The organism is Streptomyces sp. NPDC054796 (assembly GCF_053611545.1).
Genome location: NZ_JBSHAO010000009.1, coordinates 81,263 through 99,266 on the forward strand (window position 1 = coordinate 81,263; position 18,004 = coordinate 99,266).

The following is an 18,004-nucleotide window of genomic DNA, read 5'->3' on the forward strand; positions in this document are numbered from 1 at the left end:
GGACCACTGTCGGGGCATGGAAACGGGGACACGTCCGCGTACCGGCCTGCGGCCGGGCACGGGCGAGCGAACAAGTACGGAGACGGGCTCGGGGGCGGGGGCCGGCGCGGGAGCCGGAGCGGGGGCGGGGCGACTAGGGCTGTACGCGCTCAAGCCCTGGTACGCGCGACGGCTGACCGGCGTACGGATGCGGCTCGTCGCCCTGCGGGTTCCGCCCGACGCGGTGACCTGGACCGGCGTGACGGCGGGCGCCGCCGCGGGCGCCACGCTCGCGCTCGCCGGGCACGGCGTCGTCGCCGGACTGCTGGCAAGCGCCCTGCTCGCCCTGCGGCTGGCCTGCGCGAACCTCGACGGAGCCCTCGCCCGCGACACGGGCCGCACCAGCGCGCGGGGCGCCTTCGTCAACGAACTCGGCGACCGGCTCGCGGAGTTCGCCGTACTCGCCGGATGCGCCGCCGTCGCCCCGTGGTGGCTGGTGGCGCTGGCCGCGCTCGCGGCGACGCTGCCCTCGTGGGTGTCGCTCGCCTCGGCCGCGGCCGGAGGGCCGCGCCTCCAGGGCGGCCCCGTCGGCAAGACGGAGCGCTGTGCGCTGCTCGCGGCCGTCGCCCTCACCGGCTGGAGCGTCCCGCTGCTGACGGTGCTGGCCGCGGGCTCCGTACTCACCGCGGCACTCCGCTGCGTACGGGTCTGGCGAGCCCTGTGAGCGTGACCGGGGGCGTAGGCATGGACATGAGCATCGGCGGAATCAGCGGAATCGGGGGCGCCTTCGCGGTGAGCGGGTTCGCCGTGTGGCGCTCGGGGCGGCGCGAACTCGTCGAACGGTGGGTCAGTTGGCTCGTGATCGTGCCGGTCGTGTGGGGTGCGCTCGCCGCGGGGCCCGGGGGCGCCGCGTTGCTGGCGGCCGGGCTCGGCGTGGTCGCGGCCGTCGAGTTCGGGCGGCTGTGCGGGCTGCGGCACGCCGAGTCGGCCGTCGTCGTGGGCGCGGTCGCCGTGCTGCCCGTGGTGGCCTGGCTGGCACCCGGCTCCCTCGTACGGCTGTGGCTCGCGGCCCTTCTCGCCGTCGCCCTGGTGCCCGTGCTCGCGGGGGACGCCGAGGGCGGGGGCGAGCGGGCCAAGGGCGCGGTGTTCGGGGTGGTGTGGCTGCTGCCGCTGACGGGGCTCGTGCTGCTGGGGGAGCGCGCGCTGCCGCTGTGCGCGGCCATCGCGGTGAGCGACATCGCCGCGTGGTGCGCGGGTCGCGCCCTTCCGGGGTCCCCCGCGCTCTCGCCGCTCAGCCCCGCGAAACGCTGGGGCGGCGTGGCGGGCGGCGCGCTGGGCGGGGTCGCGGTGCTGTGGGTCGCGGGCGCGCTGACGTGGCCGCTCGCGCTGGCCGTCGCGGTCGGGGCACCGCTGGGCGACCTGCTCGAGTCCATGCTGAAGCGGGGCGCCGGCGTCAAGGACACCGGCGCGTGGCTGCCCGGCTTCGGCGGCCTCCTCGACCGCGTCGACTCCCTGCTGGTGGCCCTGGCCGTGGCGGTGGTCCTCTCATGAACCGGGACCAGGACCGAGACCGGGACCCGCGCCAACCCCGCTGGCGACACCTCCTGCGCACCGCACGGACGCGACGGACACACGGCAGCGACCCCCTCGCGAACCGCGCCCAGACACCACAGGCACACGGCGGCACCCCTGCCGTGAACCGCGACCGCGACACCGACCGAGACCGGGACCCCCACCAACCCCGCTGGCGACGCCTCCTACGCACCGCACGAACCCCACGGGCGCGCGGAACCACGCGCCTTCCGCCCCCGCCCGTCGGCGTGCCGCACGGCCAGGACGCACCCCGCGCCCGCGCCGAACACGCGCCCCCGCCCGCTGACGTGCCCCCGCCCACCGGTGGCACCCGGCTCGGCGCCCATGCGCGGCGCCTGTTGTGGCGCGGCGTGCTGCGGCTCACGGGCGGGCTCCGCGTCGAGGGGCGGCGGCATGTGCCGCGTGGTGGCTGTGTCGTCGTGGCTCCTCACGCGTCGCACGCCGACACGGCCGCGCTGCTCGCGGCCCTGCCCGCGCGGCGGCGCCCGCTCGTGGCCGCCGCGGCCGACTACTGGTTCGCCGGGCGGGCGCGCGCCACGCTCTGCCGCCGCCTGGTCGCGGGGTTCCCCGTGCGCCGTGGCGGGCGGGGCTTCGGCGACCTGGCGGCCTCGGCGGTACCGGCGCTGGCGCGCGGACAGGCCGTCGTGGTCTTCCCGGAAGGCACCCGTTCGCGCGACGGCTCCGTCGGCCGCTTCCGCAGCGGCGCCACCCGGCTGGCCGAACTGGCCGACGTGCCGCTGCTGCCCGTCGGCCTCGTGGGAACACGCACGCTCCTGCCCGCGCACGGCCGCCTGCGCCGTACGCGCGTGACGGTGCGGTTCGGGCCGCCGACCCGTGATCCGGAAACCGCGTGGCGCACCGTATGTGTGCTCGGGGGCCTCGCCGCACAGACAGCGGACGGGACGACGAACGAGAAGGGGGAGAGCCCTCATGCCAGGCCCGACCAGCCCGATCAGCACGACCGGTTCAACCAGCTCGACCGGCCCGACCAGTTCCACCACCTCCGCCGGTCCCCCTGACGCCCGCCCCTCCCCCCTCGCCCGCCTCAAGTGGGCCGCGGCCCGCGCGCTGCTCCGCACGGTCGGCCGTACCAGCAGGGGCATCCGCGTCGGCTGCCGGTACGGCTTCGACAGCGGCACGATGCTCGACTACGTCTACGTCGACCGCGCGGGCGGCCTCCTCGGCATCGGCAGGCTCATCGACCGCGTCCACCTCGACGCCGTCGGCTGGCGCGCCGTACGTGCACGGCGCGAGCTGCTCACGCGGATGCTGCGCGAGGAGATCGCGGGGCGCGGCGGCGAGGTCGTCGTCCTGGACGTCGCTGCGGGTCCGGGGCGCTATCTCCTGGACCTGCTGGCCGAGGACCAGCCCGGCGGCCAGCTCCGCGTCGTCTGCCGCGACCTGGCCACTGCCGGCCTGACGCGCGGACGCCGCCTGGCACGCGAACGTGGCCTCCCGGAGGGCTCGGTCACCTACGAGCGGGGCGACGCCTTCGACCCCGCGCCGCTGCCGGGCGGCAGGGCGCCGGACATCATCGTGGTCTCCGGCCTGTACGAACTGGTCCTCGACGACGACACGGTCCGCGAGTCGCTGGAGCGGCTGCGCGGAATGCTGGCCCCGGACGGCACGCTGCTCTTCACCACCCAGACCCGGCACCCGCAACTGGAGTTCATCGCGAACGTCCTCACCACGCGCGAGGGCCTGCCCTGGCGGATGAGGTGCCGCTCCGTGGAGGACGCGGAGGCGTGGGCGGTGAAGGCGGGCTTCCCCGCGCACTCCGTGGCCAGCCGTCGCGAGGATGTCGGCCTGTTCACGGTGACCCGCTGCGGCGGCGCCTGAGAAATCCACGGAGGAGATCCGCGGAAGAGGTCCGCCGGAAGCCCGAATGCCCTCGTCCCCCGCCCGTACTTGCCCGGAACGGGCAGACAGGGCGAACGGGCCCGAAGAGCCCGTTCTCGTGAACCCGGCAACCGGAAGCACCCCGGCGGCCCGACGGTCCCGCCTCGCGCCCGTCGCTCCCCGGCCGGAGAGGGGACGGAGCGCACGCGCGCCGCGTGCCCCGCGAAACGCGGGAACGGTTCGCGACGCGCCGAGGCCGATGCCCCCACCCCCGTCGGGGGCATCGGCCTCCGCGCCGCCCACCAGCGATGACGCCGGTGAACTCGCGCACGGACGGGAACGTGACCGTGAGGAGCGGACCGGCTGGCCCGGGTGCGAGCACCCGGAGGCCGACCGCTTCGGCACGTCCCCCGTGCTGCGGTGTGCCGTCATCGTGCCATTACGGAGTGCGGCAGCACATTGCCAGACCCCGGCAATTTTTACGCCGCACTTACGTCCCGGTCGCGGCGGAACCGCGCACGGTTGCGCCCGTGTGCCACAGGTTCGGTGCCGCCGTGTCACAACTCGCCACACGCGACTCGACGGTCACGGCTCGACGTCACAGCCCGACGGGCACGGCACCGGGCACCGCGCGCCGCTCACAGCTCGTTCTCGGGCCACCCCAGCAGCCGGGCGCCCATGGCCGCCGTCTCCAGCGTGAAGCGGTGCAGCGCGTCGCCCGGGTTGTAGCCGGTCAGGCCGCGGATGCGCTCCAGCCGGTAGGAGAACGTCCGCACACTCACGCCCAGCCGCCGCGCCGCCTCCGCGTTGACATAGCCCGCCGCCGCGTAGGCGGCCAGGGTGTCCAGCAGGGGCGCGGCTCCGCCCCGCGCGCCCGTCAGCGGGCCGAGCACCGTGCGCACGAGGTCGGCCATCGCAGCCCTGTCCCGCAGCAGCACGGGGAAGACCAGCAGCTCGGACGCGTTCAGCCGGGCTTGCGGCAGGCGCAGCTGGTCCGCGAGGTCGAGGGCGCCGAGCGCCTCCTCGTAGCTGCGCACCACGCCGCCGGCGCCGGGGTGCTCGCGGCCGACGGCTACGCGGCGCGCGCCCGCGTAGTGGGGCCCCGGGTCCTCGGCGAGGGCGACGAAGCAGTCCAGCACGTCGCGGTCGCCGCTCGCCGCGATGCACACGAGCCGCCCCTCCTTGGTGGACAGCAGCACGTCGCGCGGTCCGAAGCGGCCGAGCAGCTCGCGTTCGATGCGGCACACCGTCGGGTGCACGTCGTCGTACTTCTCCACGCCCGCCGCGACGGCCACCGTGTGCGCGTGCGCGAGCCGCAGCCCGAAGCGCTGGGCGCGTTCCGCGAGGCGGCCCAGGTCGCTGCGCCCGTAGAGGAGGTCGTCGATGAACTCGCGGCGTTCGCCCTCCTCCTGGCGCACCGCCAGCCGCTGGGCGCGCTCGTGGCCCTCGCCGAGCGCGGCGATCGCCGCCTCGACCGCGGCCAGCACCGCGTCCCCCGTACGCCCGCGCTCCGCCGCGCCCGCCGCCCTGGCGACGCCGGGCAGGGTGCCCCACAGCGTGCGCGTCCTGCCGAGGTAGAGACCGATCAGCTCGCGCAGGCCGTGCCCGGCCTCGGCCGCGCGCTCGCCCAGTTCCCTGAACGCGTCCAGCTCGTCCCTGCGCGGCAGCCGCCCGGTCTCCGAGACCTCGGCGAGCAGCCGTGGGTAGTCCCCCAGAAAGGTGCTGGATATCGCGTCGCCGCGCTTCACCGGGCTTCTCCGAGGATGCCCCGGCGTTCAGGCCGGGGAGGAATCGGCCCCCTGCGCAGCAGGGCAGGGACAGTCGGATCGCCGTCAGGGCGATCCGGCGTCCACTTGGTGACGGGGCGAGTGAGTCTGTCACGGTCCGTTGTGCTCAATTGTCAGTCCTCGCGGTGAGGTTCGGGGGTATGACGGCGCGAGTGCGGGCGGGGGAGAGTTGCGGGCATGTCCGGTACACCTATCGTCTGCGGCTGTCGTCCACGGCCCGGTCCGCGCTGGAGGCCGAGTGGGACCGCTGCCGGTGGATCTGGAACGAAGCGGTCGCCAAATCCCAGCGGGTGCACCGGCACAACCGGGCGAGTGGCCAGAGCGTGACGTGCGGCCCGGCCCAGTGGGAAGGCCGCCGACGCCGCAATCGGCGCCACCAAACAAGCCCTGGTGGAGATGGCCCGCAAACACGGGCGCATCCTGCACCTGGTCCATCCCGCACACACCACCATGGACTGTGCGCGGTGCGGAGCGAGAACCAAGCACGCACTCCCCCTCTCCGAAAGAACGTATGCCTGCACCACGTGCGGAGCCGTCTCGCCCAGAGACAAGAACTCCGCACGTGTAATGCTGGTCCGGGCCGGTCCGGGCTGGTCCGCACCCCGGCTAGCGCCCCTTCATCCATATGAGGGGGAGGCGTCCAAGTGGTGTTCCCTCGCCCCCCGGTGTCCGGCGTCGGCGCGGCACGGGTGGCCGCGGCCTCAGCGTAGGCCAGGGGGCGGCGACGGGAACCCTGCGCGGGAGGTCACACGGCCCGCGGGCCGATGCCGGGGCCCCATGAGGCCGGTGCCGGGCCATCGCGAGGGGCCGTTGTCGTGAACCGTACGGTTCGGGTTACGGTGTAAGGAAAACGTCAAGATCAATGATGTCAAGGTGTGCCGGGAAGTCTGGTCGGCGGCGCTTCGTCGCGTCCGAAACCGCCCACGAACCCGGAGCACACCGATGAACCCCTCCCCCGCACCCACCGCGCCCGGCGAGCGGCAGACCTCCCTGTTCGGCCGCCCCTCGGCGAGGGAACGGCGGCACCTGGCCGACGCGCTGCGCACCGAGACCGTGGGCGGCATGGTGCTGCTGGCCGCCGCGGTCGTCGCGCTCGTCCTGGCGAACACCCCGCTCAGCGATCTGTACGCGTCGGTCCGCTCGTTCCACTTCGGCATCCCCTCCCTCGGCCTCGACCTCTCCGTCGAGCACTGGGCCTCGGACGGGCTGCTCACCGTCTTCTTCTTCGTCGCCGGGATCGAGCTGAAGCGCGAGCTGGTCGCGGGCGAGCTGCGCAGACCCGCCGCCGCCGCGCTGCCCGTCGTCGCCGCCGTGTGCGGCATGGCCGTCCCCGCGCTCTTCTACGTCGCCACCAACCTCGCGGGCGGCGGGACGATGAACGGCTGGGCCGTGCCCATGGCCACCGACATCGCCTTCGCGCTCGGCGTCCTTGCGGTGATCGGCACCAACCTGCCCTCGGGCATCCGGGCCTTCCTGCTGACCCTGGCCATCGTCGACGACCTCGGCGCCATCCTCGTCATCGCCGTCTTCTTCACCTCCACGCTCAACTGGGCCGCGCTCGCCGGGGCCGTCGCCGGGCTCGTGCTCTTCCGGGTGCTGCACATCAATCTGCGGGTGCGCGGCTGGTACGTGTACGTGCCGCTCGCGCTGGTCATCTGGGCGCTGATGTACAACAGTGGCATCCACGCCACCGTCGCCGGTGTGGCCATGGGCATGCTGCTGCGCGTGCTCCCGCGCAAGGGCGCCGACGGCGAGCCCGTCGAGGAGACCTCGACGGCCGAGCGCGTCGAGCACCGGGTGCGGCCCCTGTCGGCCGGGGTGGCCGTGCCCTTCTTCGCGCTGTTCGCGGCCGGGGTCGCCGTCTCGGGGCCCGCGCTGGCCGAGACCTTCACCCGGCCCGAGCCGCTGGGCGTCGTCCTCGGTCTCTTCGCGGGCAAGTTCCTGGGCGTCTTCGGCGGCACATACCTCACCGCCCGCTTCACCAGGGCCCGGCTCAGCGACGATCTCGCCTGGTCCGACGTGGCGGGGGTCGCCGTGCTCGCGGGCATCGGCTTCACGGTCTCGCTGCTCATCACGGAGCTGGCCTTCACCGACCCGGAGACGACCGAGCACGTGAAGGCCGCCGTGCTGATCGGGTCGCTGCTCTCGGCGCTCGTCGCGTGCGTGCTGCTGAAGGTGCGGGACGCGAAGTACCGGGCGCTGTGGGAGGCGGAGACCCGCGACGAGGACCGGGACACCATCGCCGACATCGATCAGGAGGAGGACCCGGTACGGCGCCCGGCGGAGGCGGCACGCCGCGCGGCGGAACGGGCCCGCGAGGCGGAGGCCCGCGCCGGGCTAGCCGCGGACGGCGCTCAGGAGCCGTCGTCGCGGGACGGGTCGTCCTCCGACGGTGCCGAGGAGGGGCCCAGCTCCAGCCGCAGGAAGCGCGGCCGGTAGAGGGCGACATCGCGGTGGATCGCCTCCGTGCCGGACAGCACGTTGACGTCGTAGCTCATCAGCAGCCCCGTCCCCTCCCCCGCGCCGCTGTTGGCGCCCGACGCGAACTCGGCGTGCCCCTGCGGGTTGTACGGCACCGCGCCCGCGAGCGCGCCGCCCTCGGGCAGCGGGGGCTCGGCCACGGCTGAGGGGCCGTGCCAGGGGCCCGTCGGCGAGCACGACCAGTAGGACGTCACGTCCGACATGCCCTTGCCGCCGGGGCCGCCCGCGTCCATGGTCAGCAGCAGCCAGCTCTCGCCGTGCCGCACCACGGAGTACGTGCCCGTGGCGCCGCGCTGCTCCGTCTTGCCGACAAGTATCGGCTCGGAGTCCTCCGGGTCCGCCTGCCAGCCGCCGTCCTTGCCCGACCAGTACCGCCAGGCGTCCGCTTCGGCCAGCCGCCCCTCCGGGACCCGCGCCACGTGCGCGCGTGACGCCTTGCCGCTGACGCTGCCCTCGTCGGCGCCGAAGACGTACGTCCAGCCGCCCTCGGTGACGGCCGACGTCCCGTACAGCACGCGCCGCGCCAGGCCGTCGTCCGTGGGCCGGTAGACGGTGCTGACGTCCTCGACGCGCAGGTCGGGGAGGGAGAGCGTCGCCACCTGCGTCGCCCTCGGTACGCCGAAGATCCAGGGCGGCGAGCCCGCCTCGCGCTGCCACAGCAGCACCCGCACCACACGCTCGTCGTCCCCGGCCGACCTGGGCTCCACGACCGCCTGCACGGGCCAGCGCCACACCTCGCGCCCGTCGGACGTGGCCGTGCCGGGGAACAGGGCCGTGTGGCGTCCGCCGTTGCTGCCCAGCAGGGTGCGCTCGATCCGGCCCTCTGCCGACATCACCAGGCCCGCGTTGCGCACCCACACCGGGCTGGTGCCGCGGCTGCGTCCGCCGCCGAGCTGTTCGTCGACCTGGTCCAGGAAGGTGTCGGCTGACATCCACAGCGTCCGCCCGTCCGGAAGCCGCACGGAGCGGGTCCCGTCGCCGCCGGTCCAGTCGTCCAAGCGGGTGTTGTCGTTGCCGTAGCGTTCGAACTCCGCGGTCATGTCCGGCTCGTCCTGCCAGCCGACGGCCTTCACGCCCGCGCATCCGGGGCCGCCGTCCTCGTCGCCGGGCACACTGATGAGGAGCACGAGCACCACGAGCGCGGCGAGCAGCCCGAACCCGACAGCCGGTTTCCTCCGCGGCTGCCGTGCCGGCTGGGGCGGGCGGGGTCCCTCCATCACGGGCCAGGCTAGGCGCATACCGCGCCGCGCGGTCCGGCTTTGCGTCAGGTCGCGGGGGCCGACGTGCCCGTGCCGGGCGCCGGAGGGGTTCCGCAGGGGGCGGAACGGGCGTTCTGGCGAACTCCCGCCACCACGCGGCGCTGAGGCGGCACGACGATAGAGTCCCAGGCCATGGGGATGTGGAACGGGGACACCGGTCCGGGAGCGCCGGTACCGGACGGATACATACCGCAGGCGGCGCCTACGGCGGGAGGGCCCGGCCACGCACAGCCGGGGTACGGGGGTCACGCGCAGCCGGTACCGGGGCCGCCGGGAGGAGGCGGGCCCGGGTTCGACCCGTACGGCCAGGACCCCCACGGCAACGCGGGCGAGCAGCGCGAGAAGCGGGTCAGGCGGCGGATCCTGATCATCGCCGGGTCCGTCCTCGGCGTCGGCCTCCTGGCGCAGGCAGCGCTCGCCTTCTTCGTCGGCGACCCGGACGACGAGAGCCTGAGCGGCCCCGCGTACCGCATCACCGTGCCCCGCACGATCGACGGCGGACGGTACACGCTCGCCGAGGACTTCAGCGACGCGCCGCGCACCACGCTCGACATGGGCACCTCGCGGCGCTCCCGCGCGACGGTGAACGGGCTGACGCCCGTCGCGGGCCGCTACGAAGCGGAATCCGGCTCCGGGGAACTGGTCCTGCACGGCTACAACGGCCCCATGCGGGAGCCGCGCGCCTACCGCAACGCGCTGGTGTCCGCGCTCTACGGGATGGACGTCCCGCCCGAGGACGGCACCGAGTACACGCCCAAGGGCACGAAGGAGCCGGTGCGGTGCCTGCGGCTGCTGCTCGACGCGGCCGACCGAGGCTACGGCCACGGCACGGCGGAGGACGGCTCCTTCCCGGCCGCCGTCTGCTCCTGGGCGAACCGGAACTCCGTCGGCGCGCTCGTGGACACCCGCCCCCGCACCAACGAGAACGGCGAGATCGTCGGCCTCGAAGCCTTCGCCGAGCGCACGGGCGCCGTTCGCGCGCAGGTACGCGAGGCCGAGGGGTCCGCGGCGACGGCCGGGTGAGCGACGCGATGCGGAATCCGATGGAGTACCCCGGAGGTCCGACGGAGTACCCCGGAGGTCCGACGGGGCATCCGGGAGGCGGTCCGACGCCGGGCCCCTACGTCCCCGCCTGGGAGCCGCCAACGGACGTGGAAGCGGCGCTCTACGGGGCGAAGGCGCGGCAGGACTGGGCCGCGTACTACGACACGCTCGGCGACACCTGGCTCTGCTACTCCCTGCCGAGAGGGCCGCTCGACGCGCTCGGACAGCGCGACATGTACCCGTACTGGAGCCCGGTCACGGGCACCTGGTGCTTCGCCGTCCTCACGCAGGGGATGCTGCCCGCGCCCGTGGCAGAGCCGGTCTTCGTGCGCACCACCCTGGACAGCCTGGCCGCCAGTTGGCCCGACGACCGCTGGTGGCTGGCCGTGAACCCCGGTTCGCCGTGCGAGGCGTACTTCCCTGGGACGCTGCCGGTCCGCACGGTGTGGCGGCGCCACGCAGAGCGCGCGTGGCGTGGCCAGCGCGACACCCTCCGCACCCTGCGCGTGGGCGGCCCGCTGCACGGCCCCGTGGCGCACGGCCTCGCGTGCGGGGCGCTGCACTGCGTGCGCGACGGCTCGCTGTGGAACGCCATGGGCTGGCACGGCAGCGGCTACGACGGGGAGCGCGAGCGCATCAGGGGCCCGTGGGACGTCCACGGGCGCGACGACTGGCGCTACCGCCAGGAGCAGTTGCTGAACGGCGCGATGAGCGACCCCGACTGGGAGTTCGTCCTCGCCGTCCGCAGATCGCTCCACTCCGGCGACGACGAGCCCGAAGCGGCCGAGGGCGGCACCGACCGCACAGGTCCGGCCGCCGCGCTGCGCTGGCGCGCGGCGACCGAGCGCGCGGCGCGTGCCGAGGAGGGCGGAGAGGGAGGCGAGGGTGCCGATCCTGACGGTTCCGGCGCCGAAGCACGCGTCAAGCGGCTCCAGCAGCTCATCGGGCGGATCATGCGCTACGAGTCCCGCTTCCGCGCCGACGGGCTCCTGCCACCCGACGGCACCGTGCGCTCCGTCCGCGCCTGGGACTACGGCCTCGCCTCGATGATGGCGCGCTGGGGCCTGGGCGGGCGCTACTGCGACATGGCGGAGGCCGAGCGCGCCGTCGTGCGCGCCGGCGAGGTGAGCAAGGAGGCGTACGAGTCGTGGGAGGAGTTCTCGCTCGGCTATGTGCTCGGCCGGTGCCTGCACTTCGACGAGGAGCGCTACGGCGACTGGTACACGGACATGGTCACGGCCCACCGGATCCTCACCACGGACCCGGGCAGCCCCTGGCTCAACATTCCGTTCAAGTGATGTGAGGCGAAAGGTCGGTCCGGCATGGGTTGGTGGAGCGGGCACGGCGTACCCGGCGGATCCGGCGCGCCCGGCGGACCCGGCGTGCCCGGTGCGGCGGGGGCACCCGTAGCCGCGTGGCAGGCGCCGACGGACGTCGAACAGGCGCTGTACGAGGCCAAGGCCCGCGAGGACTGGCCCGGCTACTTCGACGTGCTCGGCAGCACCTGGCTCTACTGGTCCACGCCCCGGCACCCGCTGGACGCGGTCGGCCAGACGTCGTTCGGCTCGTACTGGAACCCGGGCACGCGCACCCGCTGCGTCGCCCTGTTCACCGCCGGCATGCTGCCGCCGCCCGTGCCCGACCCCGTCTTCGTCAGCAGGCACCTGGGCTCGCTCGCGCGGATCTGGCCCGACGACGAGTGGTGGCTGGCCGTCGACCCGGGTACGCCGTGCGAGGCGTACTTCCCCGCTGGCATGGCGCACCGGGCCGTGTGGCGGCAGCACTGGGAGCGGGCCTGGCGGCCACGGCACTCCACGCTGCGCACCCTGTGGACGGGCGGCCCCCTGCACGGCCCGGTGGCGCACGGGCTCGCGTGCGGGGCGCTGATGAGCGTGAAGAACGGCTCGTACTGGAACTCCGTCGCCTGGCACGGCACCGGCTACGACGACGAGGTGTACCTGCTCAAGCGGTGGTGGGGCGTCACCACGCGGGAGAAGTGGCTGACGTATCTGGAGGAACTGCTGCGCGGCGACATGGTCAGCGGCGCGTGGGAGTTCGTGCTGAAGGTGCGCGACACGCTCGCCCGCGCGTCCAGGACGGGCACGGTCTCCGTCGCCAAGTGGCGGGACGTGACCGAGCACCTGGCCCGCGAGCGGCTCGCCGAGACGCTCGCCGGTTCGGACGGCGGGCCGCACGGGCCCGTGGACGGAAGCGTCGCGGACGAGATCAAGCGGCTCCAGGGCCTGATCGGCAAGATCATGCGCTACGAGGCACGCTTCCGCGCCGACGGACTGCTGCCCGAGGACGGCTATGTGCGCTCCGTCCTCGCCTGGGACCACGGCCGCGCCTCCGGCATGGCCCGCTGGGGCCTGGGCGCCAGGTTCGGGGAGCTGTGGGAGACCGAGCAGGCACTGCTGCGGGCGGGGCGGGTCAGCCAGGCGTCGTACGACTCGTGGGAGGAGTTCTCCCGCGGCTATGTGCTGGGCCGGTGCCTGCACTTCGACGACGAGGAGTTCGGCGACTGGTACACGGAGATGCTGGACGCCCACCGCATCCTCACCACGGACCCGGCCAGCCCCTGGCTCAACGTCCCCTTCAAGTGAGCCCGCTCACGTAGAACCGTTCACGCAGAACCATTCACGCAGAACCGTTGGCGCAGGCCCGGTCCAGCAGCGCCTCCGCCGCGGCGCGTGCGTGCCTGCCGTAGTCCGCCTCGCCCAGCGCCATGGCCCGGCAGGCGGCCCCGTCCGCGAGGGTGGCCAGTTGTTCGGCGAGCGCGGCGGGTTCGGGGCAGCCCAGCTCCGTCAGCAGCGCCGCGATCAGCTCCGCCATCCGCAGCTTCTGCTCGCGGGCGTAGGAGTGGACCGCGCTGCGCGGGTCGGGGAACTCGGCTGCGGCGTCGATGAACGGGCAGCCGCGCACCGGAGCCGTGTCCTCCGGCGCCGCGTCCTCGCCATCCGGCGCCGTCACGGGCGGGTCGAACAGCTTGAGCAGCCGTTCCCTCGGGGGGATGTCCTCGCGGGTCAGCACGCCTTCCAGGGTGGCGCCCGACGAGGCGAGGGCCTGTAGGTGGGCGAGGACGAGGTCGTTCTTGGTCCGGAAGTGCGAGTAGAGCGTCCGCTTGGACACCGGCGCTTCCTCCGCGACCTGTTCCATGCCCGTCGCGTTGATCCCCTGCGTCGCGAACAGCCTGGCCGCGGCGGCCAGCACCCGCTCCCTGCCGCCGCGCCCGCGCCGTGAGGTTGTCGTAGCCGTCGCTGCACCCATAACGGCAAGTATACGCTCCCGTTTACTTCAGCCTCGTCACCCTGTTAAGGTCGCCTCGGAAGTAAACGGAACCGTTTACATAAGCCGTATGAACCATCACCGAGGAGTTCCCATGAACAGGCCGTCGTTCCCCGCCACCGAGACCGAGCTGAGCGGGCACGCGGAGAAGCTGATACGCGGCCGTCACGCGACCCGCGCGTTCCGCCCGGACCCCGTGCCCGAGGACACGATGCGGGCGGTCTTCGCGCTGGCCGGGGCCGCGCCGTCCAACTCCAACGCGCAGCCCTGGCGGGCCGAGGTGGTCAGCGGCGCGGCACGTGAGCGGCTGGCGGACGCGCTGGTGGCGGCCCACACCGAGCAGCGCACCTCGGTGGACTTCCCGTACTCCGAGGACATGTACACGCCGGTGCACCAGGCCCGTCGTGCCGCCTTCGGCGCCGGGCTGTACGGGGCGCTGGGCATCGGCCCCGACGACCACGCGGCGCGCGCCGCCTACGACGCCGAGAGCCTGCGCTTCTACGGCGCGCCGCACGCCGCGTTCCTGTTCGTCACCGGGGACGGCGGGCCCCGGCTGGCCGCCGACGTCGGCGCCTACATGCAGACGCTGCTCCTGGCGATGACCGCGTACGGCGTGGAGAGCTGCCCGCAGGGGCTGCTGAGCTTCTACGCGGACACCGTCCGCGCCGAACTCGGCGTCACCGAGGGAAAGCTGCTCGTCGGCGTCTCCTTCGGCTACGCCGACAACTCCGCGCCGGTGAACCACGTCGCGGCCGAGCGGTCCTGTCTCGCGTCGACGACGGCCTTCCACGCGTAGGCGCGGGACGCCCCATGACCGGTCAGCGCGGATTCACCGCGTCCGCCAGATCGTCCAGCGCGTCCGTCAGGAGGTCGGCGGTACGCAGATCGACGGGCGGGGGTTCCTCGGCGCGGGCCCACCAGCGCGACAGCGCCTCGTGGACCGGCTCCCAGTCGACGGGCCTGTTCTCGCGCACCGCTTCGGCGGCCGTCGTCACGGCGGGGCCCAGCGCGGCGGCGTAGTCGGCGGCGCCCTCGCTGGGCTTGGCGTCCCGCTCGGGCAGATGCGGTTCCAGCAGCATCGTCACGCGGCCCATCGTCACCAGCGCCGACTGCGCGTCATTGGCGGAGCGGCGCGAGAGACGGCCGCGGTGGCGTACGGGCTCGGCCCCCGCCCTGGCCGCCGTCTGCTCCCATTCGAGGCGCGCGGCGCGCGCGTCGAGAAGCGCCTCGCGGACCTGGCGGGGCGCGCGTTCGGCGGGGCGCGCGAAGCAGTCGAGCACGGCGATGGCGTAACGGCCGTTGGCCTCCAGCCAGTCGGCGAGCCTGTCGCGCAGCAGCGGCGTCTCCCAGGCGGGGAAGACGGCGTAGCTGAGCATGGCCAGGAGTCCGCCCACCGCCGTGAGCCAGATGCGCTCCAGCACCGTCTGGGACCACAGCGAGCCCGCGATGCCGAGCAGGAAGACGACATAGGCGCCCGTGCAGGCGGAGGTGATGGCGTAACCGGTGCCCATCAGCAGGTACATCGCACCGATCGACGCCACCGCCAGCGCCGCGCTCACATAGGCGCCCGGATGCGCCAGCCCCATCACCGCGCCCGCGAGGGCGACCCCGACCAGGGTCCCGGCGAAGCGGGCGACGCCGCGCTCGTACGTACGGGAGAAGTCGGGGCGCAGCACCATCACGGCGGTGAGCGCCACCCAGTAGCCGTGCTCGGGCGGGAGCGCCTGGCCCAGGAGGTAACCGGCGGCGGTGACGACGGCCAGGCGCAGCGCGTGGCGGCAGATCGGCGAGGACCAGCGGAACTCGCGGCGGAAGGTGCGCAGCGCGACGGGCACCAGTGCGGCGAGGGTGGGCCGGTGCAGGTGCCGCGGGCGGCGTACCCGGCGCCGCGTCCGCTCCTCCTGCGCCGCCTCCGCGGCCTCGGCCGCCTCGATGGCCTCCTGGAACGGGGTCTCGTCCGTCACGTCGCCCGGCCATCCCGGCGGCCCGTGCACCTCCTTGCGGACGGTGTGGAAGGTGGCGCGCGGGATGATGGGGATGGAGCGGGTGATCTCGACGGGTTCCTGCGCCGCGTCCACGGCGTCGTCCGTGAGCGCGATCAGCCGCATCGCCGCCTTGCGCGCGGGGCCCGTCAGCACGGGACCGGACTCCGGCACCTGGAGCACCTCCAGCGCCTCTTCCGGGATACGGACCCGTTCGCCCCGCCTGATGGCCCGCGCCGTCGCGTCGAGCACCGTCGCGGCGGCGCCGAGCAGGGCGCGCACGCGGTCGCGCTCCGGGCCGACCAACTGCGCGCCGCCGACGATCGGGTCGGCGAGCGAGGCGAGGACGGGCCGGAAGCGTTCGGCGAGCGCGCGGTAGCCGCCGAGCTGGCGCGGCCTGCGGCGAGCCTGCCGGGGGGTGACGGCGGCGGCGCTGCGGGCCTCCATCAGCGGCTCGGGGTCGAAGGGTGCCATGGGGTCGTGCCGCAGCCGCCGCGCGTAGTCGGCGACCCCGGCCAGCGCGTCGGCGAGCGTGTCGCGCCGCTCGCCCCAAGGGCGTACGGGAAACAGCACGATCAGCGTCGCCTGCACCACCCCGCCGACCGCGATGAGCCCCGCGTGCGCGAGGGCGCCCAGCACGGTGGTGGGCAGCGTGACGGTGACGAGCATGACGGCGATGGTCAGCGCGGCGACCACCCCGGACGTCGGCCCGACCCCCCACGCCATGCCGGCGGCGAACGCCCAGACCGCGAGCAGCACCACGAAGGCGGGCGGCCACGGTGCGAGCAGATAGCCGAGGAAGGTGGACACCGCGAGCCCGGCCGCAGCGGCGAGCGCGAGCACGGGGCGGGGCCGCCAGCTTCGCTGGAACGTCGCGACACCGGACGCGAAGGCGCCGAAAGCGGAGGACACCGCGAGCTGCGCGGAGCCCAGCGCGAGCGCGAGCCCGATCACGACGGCGACCCCGACCGCACCCCGCAGCGCGATGAGCGGGGTGAGCGAGGCGCGCTCGATGGTCAGTCCGGATCGGGCTGTCTCCTTGATCGCCCGGAGCCAGGGCATGGCCGTCATGCGTCCGAGAATACGGGCAGGGGCGGAAGACCCCTCGGCCCAGGGCCGGGGGTCCTCCGGTGTCGCGTGCGGTGTCGCGCGCCAACGCCCCGCAGGTCAGGGCGGTGAGGCGGGCGGCGGGTCACGGCAGCGGTCCCGTCAGCGGCCCCTCGGCCCGTCAGGAGGACGTCGGGAAGCCGAGGTTGATGCCGCCGCTGTCCGCGGGGTCCGGCCAGCGGGTCGTGATGACCTTGCCGCGGGTGTAGAAGTGGATGCCGTCGTTCCCGTAGATGTGCAGGTCCCCGAAGAGGGAGTCCTTCCAGCCGCCGAAGGAGTGGTGGCCGACGGGAACCGGAATGGGGACGTTGACGCCGACCATGCCCGCCTCGACCTCCAGCTGGAAGCGGCGGGCCGCGCCGCCGTCGCGGGTGAAGATGGCCGTGCCGTTGCCCCACTTGCTGCCGTTGATGAGCCGGATCGCCTCGTCGTACGTCTCCGCGCGCACCACGCACAGCACCGGGCCGAAGATCTCGTCCCGGTAGGCGTCCATCCCGGGCGAGACCCTGTCGAGCAGCGAGACCCCCAGGAAGAAGCCCTCCTCGTGCCCGGCGACGGTGTACCCGGTGCCGTCCACCACCACCTCCGCGCCCTGGGCGCGTGCTCCGTCCACGTACGAGGCCACCTTGTCGCGGTGCTCGCGCGTGATGAGGGGGCCCATCTCGGAGGCGGGATCGTCGCCGGGGCCGACGCGCAGCGCGCGGGCGCGGTCCGCGATCCTCGCGACCAGTTCGTCCCCGGCACCGCCGACCGCGACGACCACGGAGACGGCCATGCAGCGCTCACCGGCCGATCCGTACGCCGCGTTGATCGCGTTGTCCGCTGCGAAGTCGAGGTCGGCGTCGGGCAGGACGAGCATGTGGTTCTTGGCGCCGCCCAGCGCCTGGACCCGCTTGCCCGAGGCCACCGCGCCCTGCTGGATGTACCGGGCGATGGGCGTGGACCCCACGAAGGAGACCGCCGCCACGTCCGGGTGCTCCAGCAGCCGGTCGACGGCCACCTTGTCACCGTTGACGACGTTGAGGACGCCGTCGGGCAGACCGGCCTCGGCGGCGAGTTCCGCGAGCCGGTACGCGGCCGAGGGGTCCTTCTCGCTGGGCTTCAGCACGAAGGTGTTGCCGCAGGCGATGGCCAGCGGGAACATCCACATCGGCACCATCGCGGGGAAGTTGAACGGGGTGATGCCCGCGACGACGCCGACCGGCTGCCGGATGGAGGCGACGTCCACCCGCGTGGAGACCTGCGTGGACAGCTCGCCCTTCAGCTTCTCGGGGATGCCGCAGGCCAGCTCCACGATCTCCATGCCGCGCGCCACCTCACCGAGCGCGTCGGAGTGGACCTTGCCGTGCTCGGCCGTGATGAGGCCCGCGATCTCGTCGCGGTGCGCGTCCAGCAGCTCGCGGTACCTGAAGAGGAAGGCGGTGCGCCTGGCCAGCGACGACTGCGCCCAGTCCGGGTACGCCTCCCTGGCCGCCGCGACGGCCGCGTCGACCTCCTCCGCTGAGGCGAGCGAGACCCGCGTGGGCTGCGCGCCCGTCGCCGGGTCGTAGACGGGCCCGAAGCTGCCGGAAACGGACTCGACGGGCTTCCCGCCGATCCAGTGGCCGAGGGTCTTCATCAGAGGGAGCCTTCCTACGGGGTGTCGCGG

The 18,004-nt window shown here is 74.1% G+C and carries 14 protein-coding genes and 1 pseudogene; 10 read left to right on the forward strand and 5 right to left on the reverse strand.

The annotated features are described in order from the left end of the window. The first annotated feature begins 16 nt into the window (after positions 1 to 16). The 4 genes from ACWGJ2_RS10230 to ACWGJ2_RS10245 all read left to right on the forward strand — a co-directional run bounded on the left by ACWGJ2_RS10230 (position 17) and on the right by ACWGJ2_RS10245 (position 3,411). The gene (locus ACWGJ2_RS10230; protein WP_453345568.1) at positions 17 to 703 is read left to right on the forward strand and encodes a CDP-alcohol phosphatidyltransferase family protein; all 687 of its coding nucleotides are present in this window, start codon (positions 17 to 19) and stop codon (positions 701 to 703) included. A 2-nt stretch (positions 704 to 705) separates the two neighbouring features. Next, the gene (locus ACWGJ2_RS10235; RefSeq protein ID WP_453345569.1) at positions 706 to 1,530 is read left to right on the forward strand and encodes a phosphatidate cytidylyltransferase; all 825 of its coding nucleotides are present in this window, start codon (positions 706 to 708) and stop codon (positions 1,528 to 1,530) included. A 269-nt stretch (positions 1,531 to 1,799) separates the two neighbouring features. Further along, a complete protein-coding gene (locus tag ACWGJ2_RS10240) occupies positions 1,800 to 2,591 on the forward strand; it encodes a lysophospholipid acyltransferase family protein (RefSeq protein WP_453345570.1) in 792 nt (263 codons plus the stop codon). Next, the gene (locus tag ACWGJ2_RS10245) at positions 2,503 to 3,411 is read left to right on the forward strand and encodes a class I SAM-dependent methyltransferase family protein (protein ID WP_453345571.1); all 909 of its coding nucleotides are present in this window, start codon (positions 2,503 to 2,505) and stop codon (positions 3,409 to 3,411) included. Before ACWGJ2_RS10240 ends, ACWGJ2_RS10245 begins: the two co-directional genes overlap by 89 nt. 638 nt (positions 3,412 to 4,049) lie before the next feature. On the opposite strand, the gene ACWGJ2_RS10250 is transcribed toward ACWGJ2_RS10245, so the two are convergent. Continuing rightward, positions 4,050 to 5,159 carry a PucR family transcriptional regulator gene (locus ACWGJ2_RS10250; protein WP_453345572.1) on the reverse strand — a complete coding sequence of 370 codons (1,110 nt, stop codon included), beginning with the start codon at positions 5,157 to 5,159 and terminating at the stop codon, positions 4,050 to 4,052. Between the two features lie 387 nt (positions 5,160 to 5,546). On the opposite strand from ACWGJ2_RS10250, the pseudogene ACWGJ2_RS10255 reads away from it, so the two are divergent. Further along, positions 5,547 to 5,783, forward strand: a pseudogene (locus ACWGJ2_RS10255) (zinc ribbon domain-containing protein); the annotation flags it as partial. 357 nt (positions 5,784 to 6,140) lie between these two features. Then, entirely contained in the window at positions 6,141 to 7,637 is a 1,497-nt protein-coding gene (gene nhaA / locus ACWGJ2_RS10260) for a Na+/H+ antiporter NhaA (RefSeq protein ID WP_453345573.1), read from the forward strand. Here the strand turns inward: nhaA and ACWGJ2_RS10265 are convergent. Beyond that, the gene (locus tag ACWGJ2_RS10265) at positions 7,553 to 8,896 is read right to left on the reverse strand and encodes a DUF4185 domain-containing protein (RefSeq protein WP_453345574.1); all 1,344 of its coding nucleotides are present in this window, start codon (positions 8,894 to 8,896) and stop codon (positions 7,553 to 7,555) included. The two genes, nhaA and ACWGJ2_RS10265, sit on opposite strands and share 85 nt — an antisense overlap. 174 nt (positions 8,897 to 9,070) lie before the next feature. Here ACWGJ2_RS10265 and ACWGJ2_RS10270 point away from each other — a divergent pair, with 174 nt between their 5' ends. From ACWGJ2_RS10270 to ACWGJ2_RS10280, 3 genes are read left to right on the forward strand one after another with little or no spacing between them, the layout of a single operon-like run. Then, positions 9,071 to 9,961, forward strand: coding sequence for a hypothetical protein (locus ACWGJ2_RS10270; protein ID WP_453345575.1), 891 nt, complete (start codon positions 9,071 to 9,073; stop codon positions 9,959 to 9,961). Between the two features lie 20 nt (positions 9,962 to 9,981). Then, positions 9,982 to 11,280 (forward strand): DUF1266 domain-containing protein, encoded by a 1,299-nt coding sequence (locus ACWGJ2_RS10275; protein ID WP_453345576.1) that lies wholly within the window; start codon positions 9,982 to 9,984, stop codon positions 11,278 to 11,280. Positions 11,281 to 11,304: 24 nt separating this feature from the next. Beyond that, positions 11,305 to 12,585 (forward strand): DUF1266 domain-containing protein, encoded by a 1,281-nt coding sequence (locus tag ACWGJ2_RS10280; protein ID WP_453345577.1) that lies wholly within the window; start codon positions 11,305 to 11,307, stop codon positions 12,583 to 12,585. A 34-nt stretch (positions 12,586 to 12,619) separates the two neighbouring features. Here ACWGJ2_RS10280 and ACWGJ2_RS10285 read toward each other — a convergent pair whose 3' ends face one another. Continuing rightward, the gene (locus ACWGJ2_RS10285) at positions 12,620 to 13,249 is read right to left on the reverse strand and encodes a TetR/AcrR family transcriptional regulator (RefSeq protein WP_453345578.1); all 630 of its coding nucleotides are present in this window, start codon (positions 13,247 to 13,249) and stop codon (positions 12,620 to 12,622) included. Between the two features lie 112 nt (positions 13,250 to 13,361). On the opposite strand from ACWGJ2_RS10285, the gene ACWGJ2_RS10290 reads away from it, so the two are divergent. Next, a complete protein-coding gene (locus ACWGJ2_RS10290) occupies positions 13,362 to 14,063 on the forward strand; it encodes a nitroreductase (protein ID WP_453345579.1) in 702 nt (233 codons plus the stop codon). A gap of 22 nt (positions 14,064 to 14,085) precedes the next feature. Here ACWGJ2_RS10290 and ACWGJ2_RS10295 read toward each other — a convergent pair whose 3' ends face one another. Then, on the reverse strand, positions 14,086 to 16,311 hold the full coding sequence (locus ACWGJ2_RS10295) for an FUSC family protein (RefSeq protein WP_453345667.1): 2,226 nt from the start codon (positions 16,309 to 16,311) through the stop codon (positions 14,086 to 14,088). Between the two features lie 166 nt (positions 16,312 to 16,477). Continuing rightward, entirely contained in the window at positions 16,478 to 17,974 is a 1,497-nt protein-coding gene (locus tag ACWGJ2_RS10300) for a CoA-acylating methylmalonate-semialdehyde dehydrogenase (RefSeq protein WP_453345580.1), read from the reverse strand. Positions 17,975 to 18,004 lie beyond the last annotated feature (30 nt).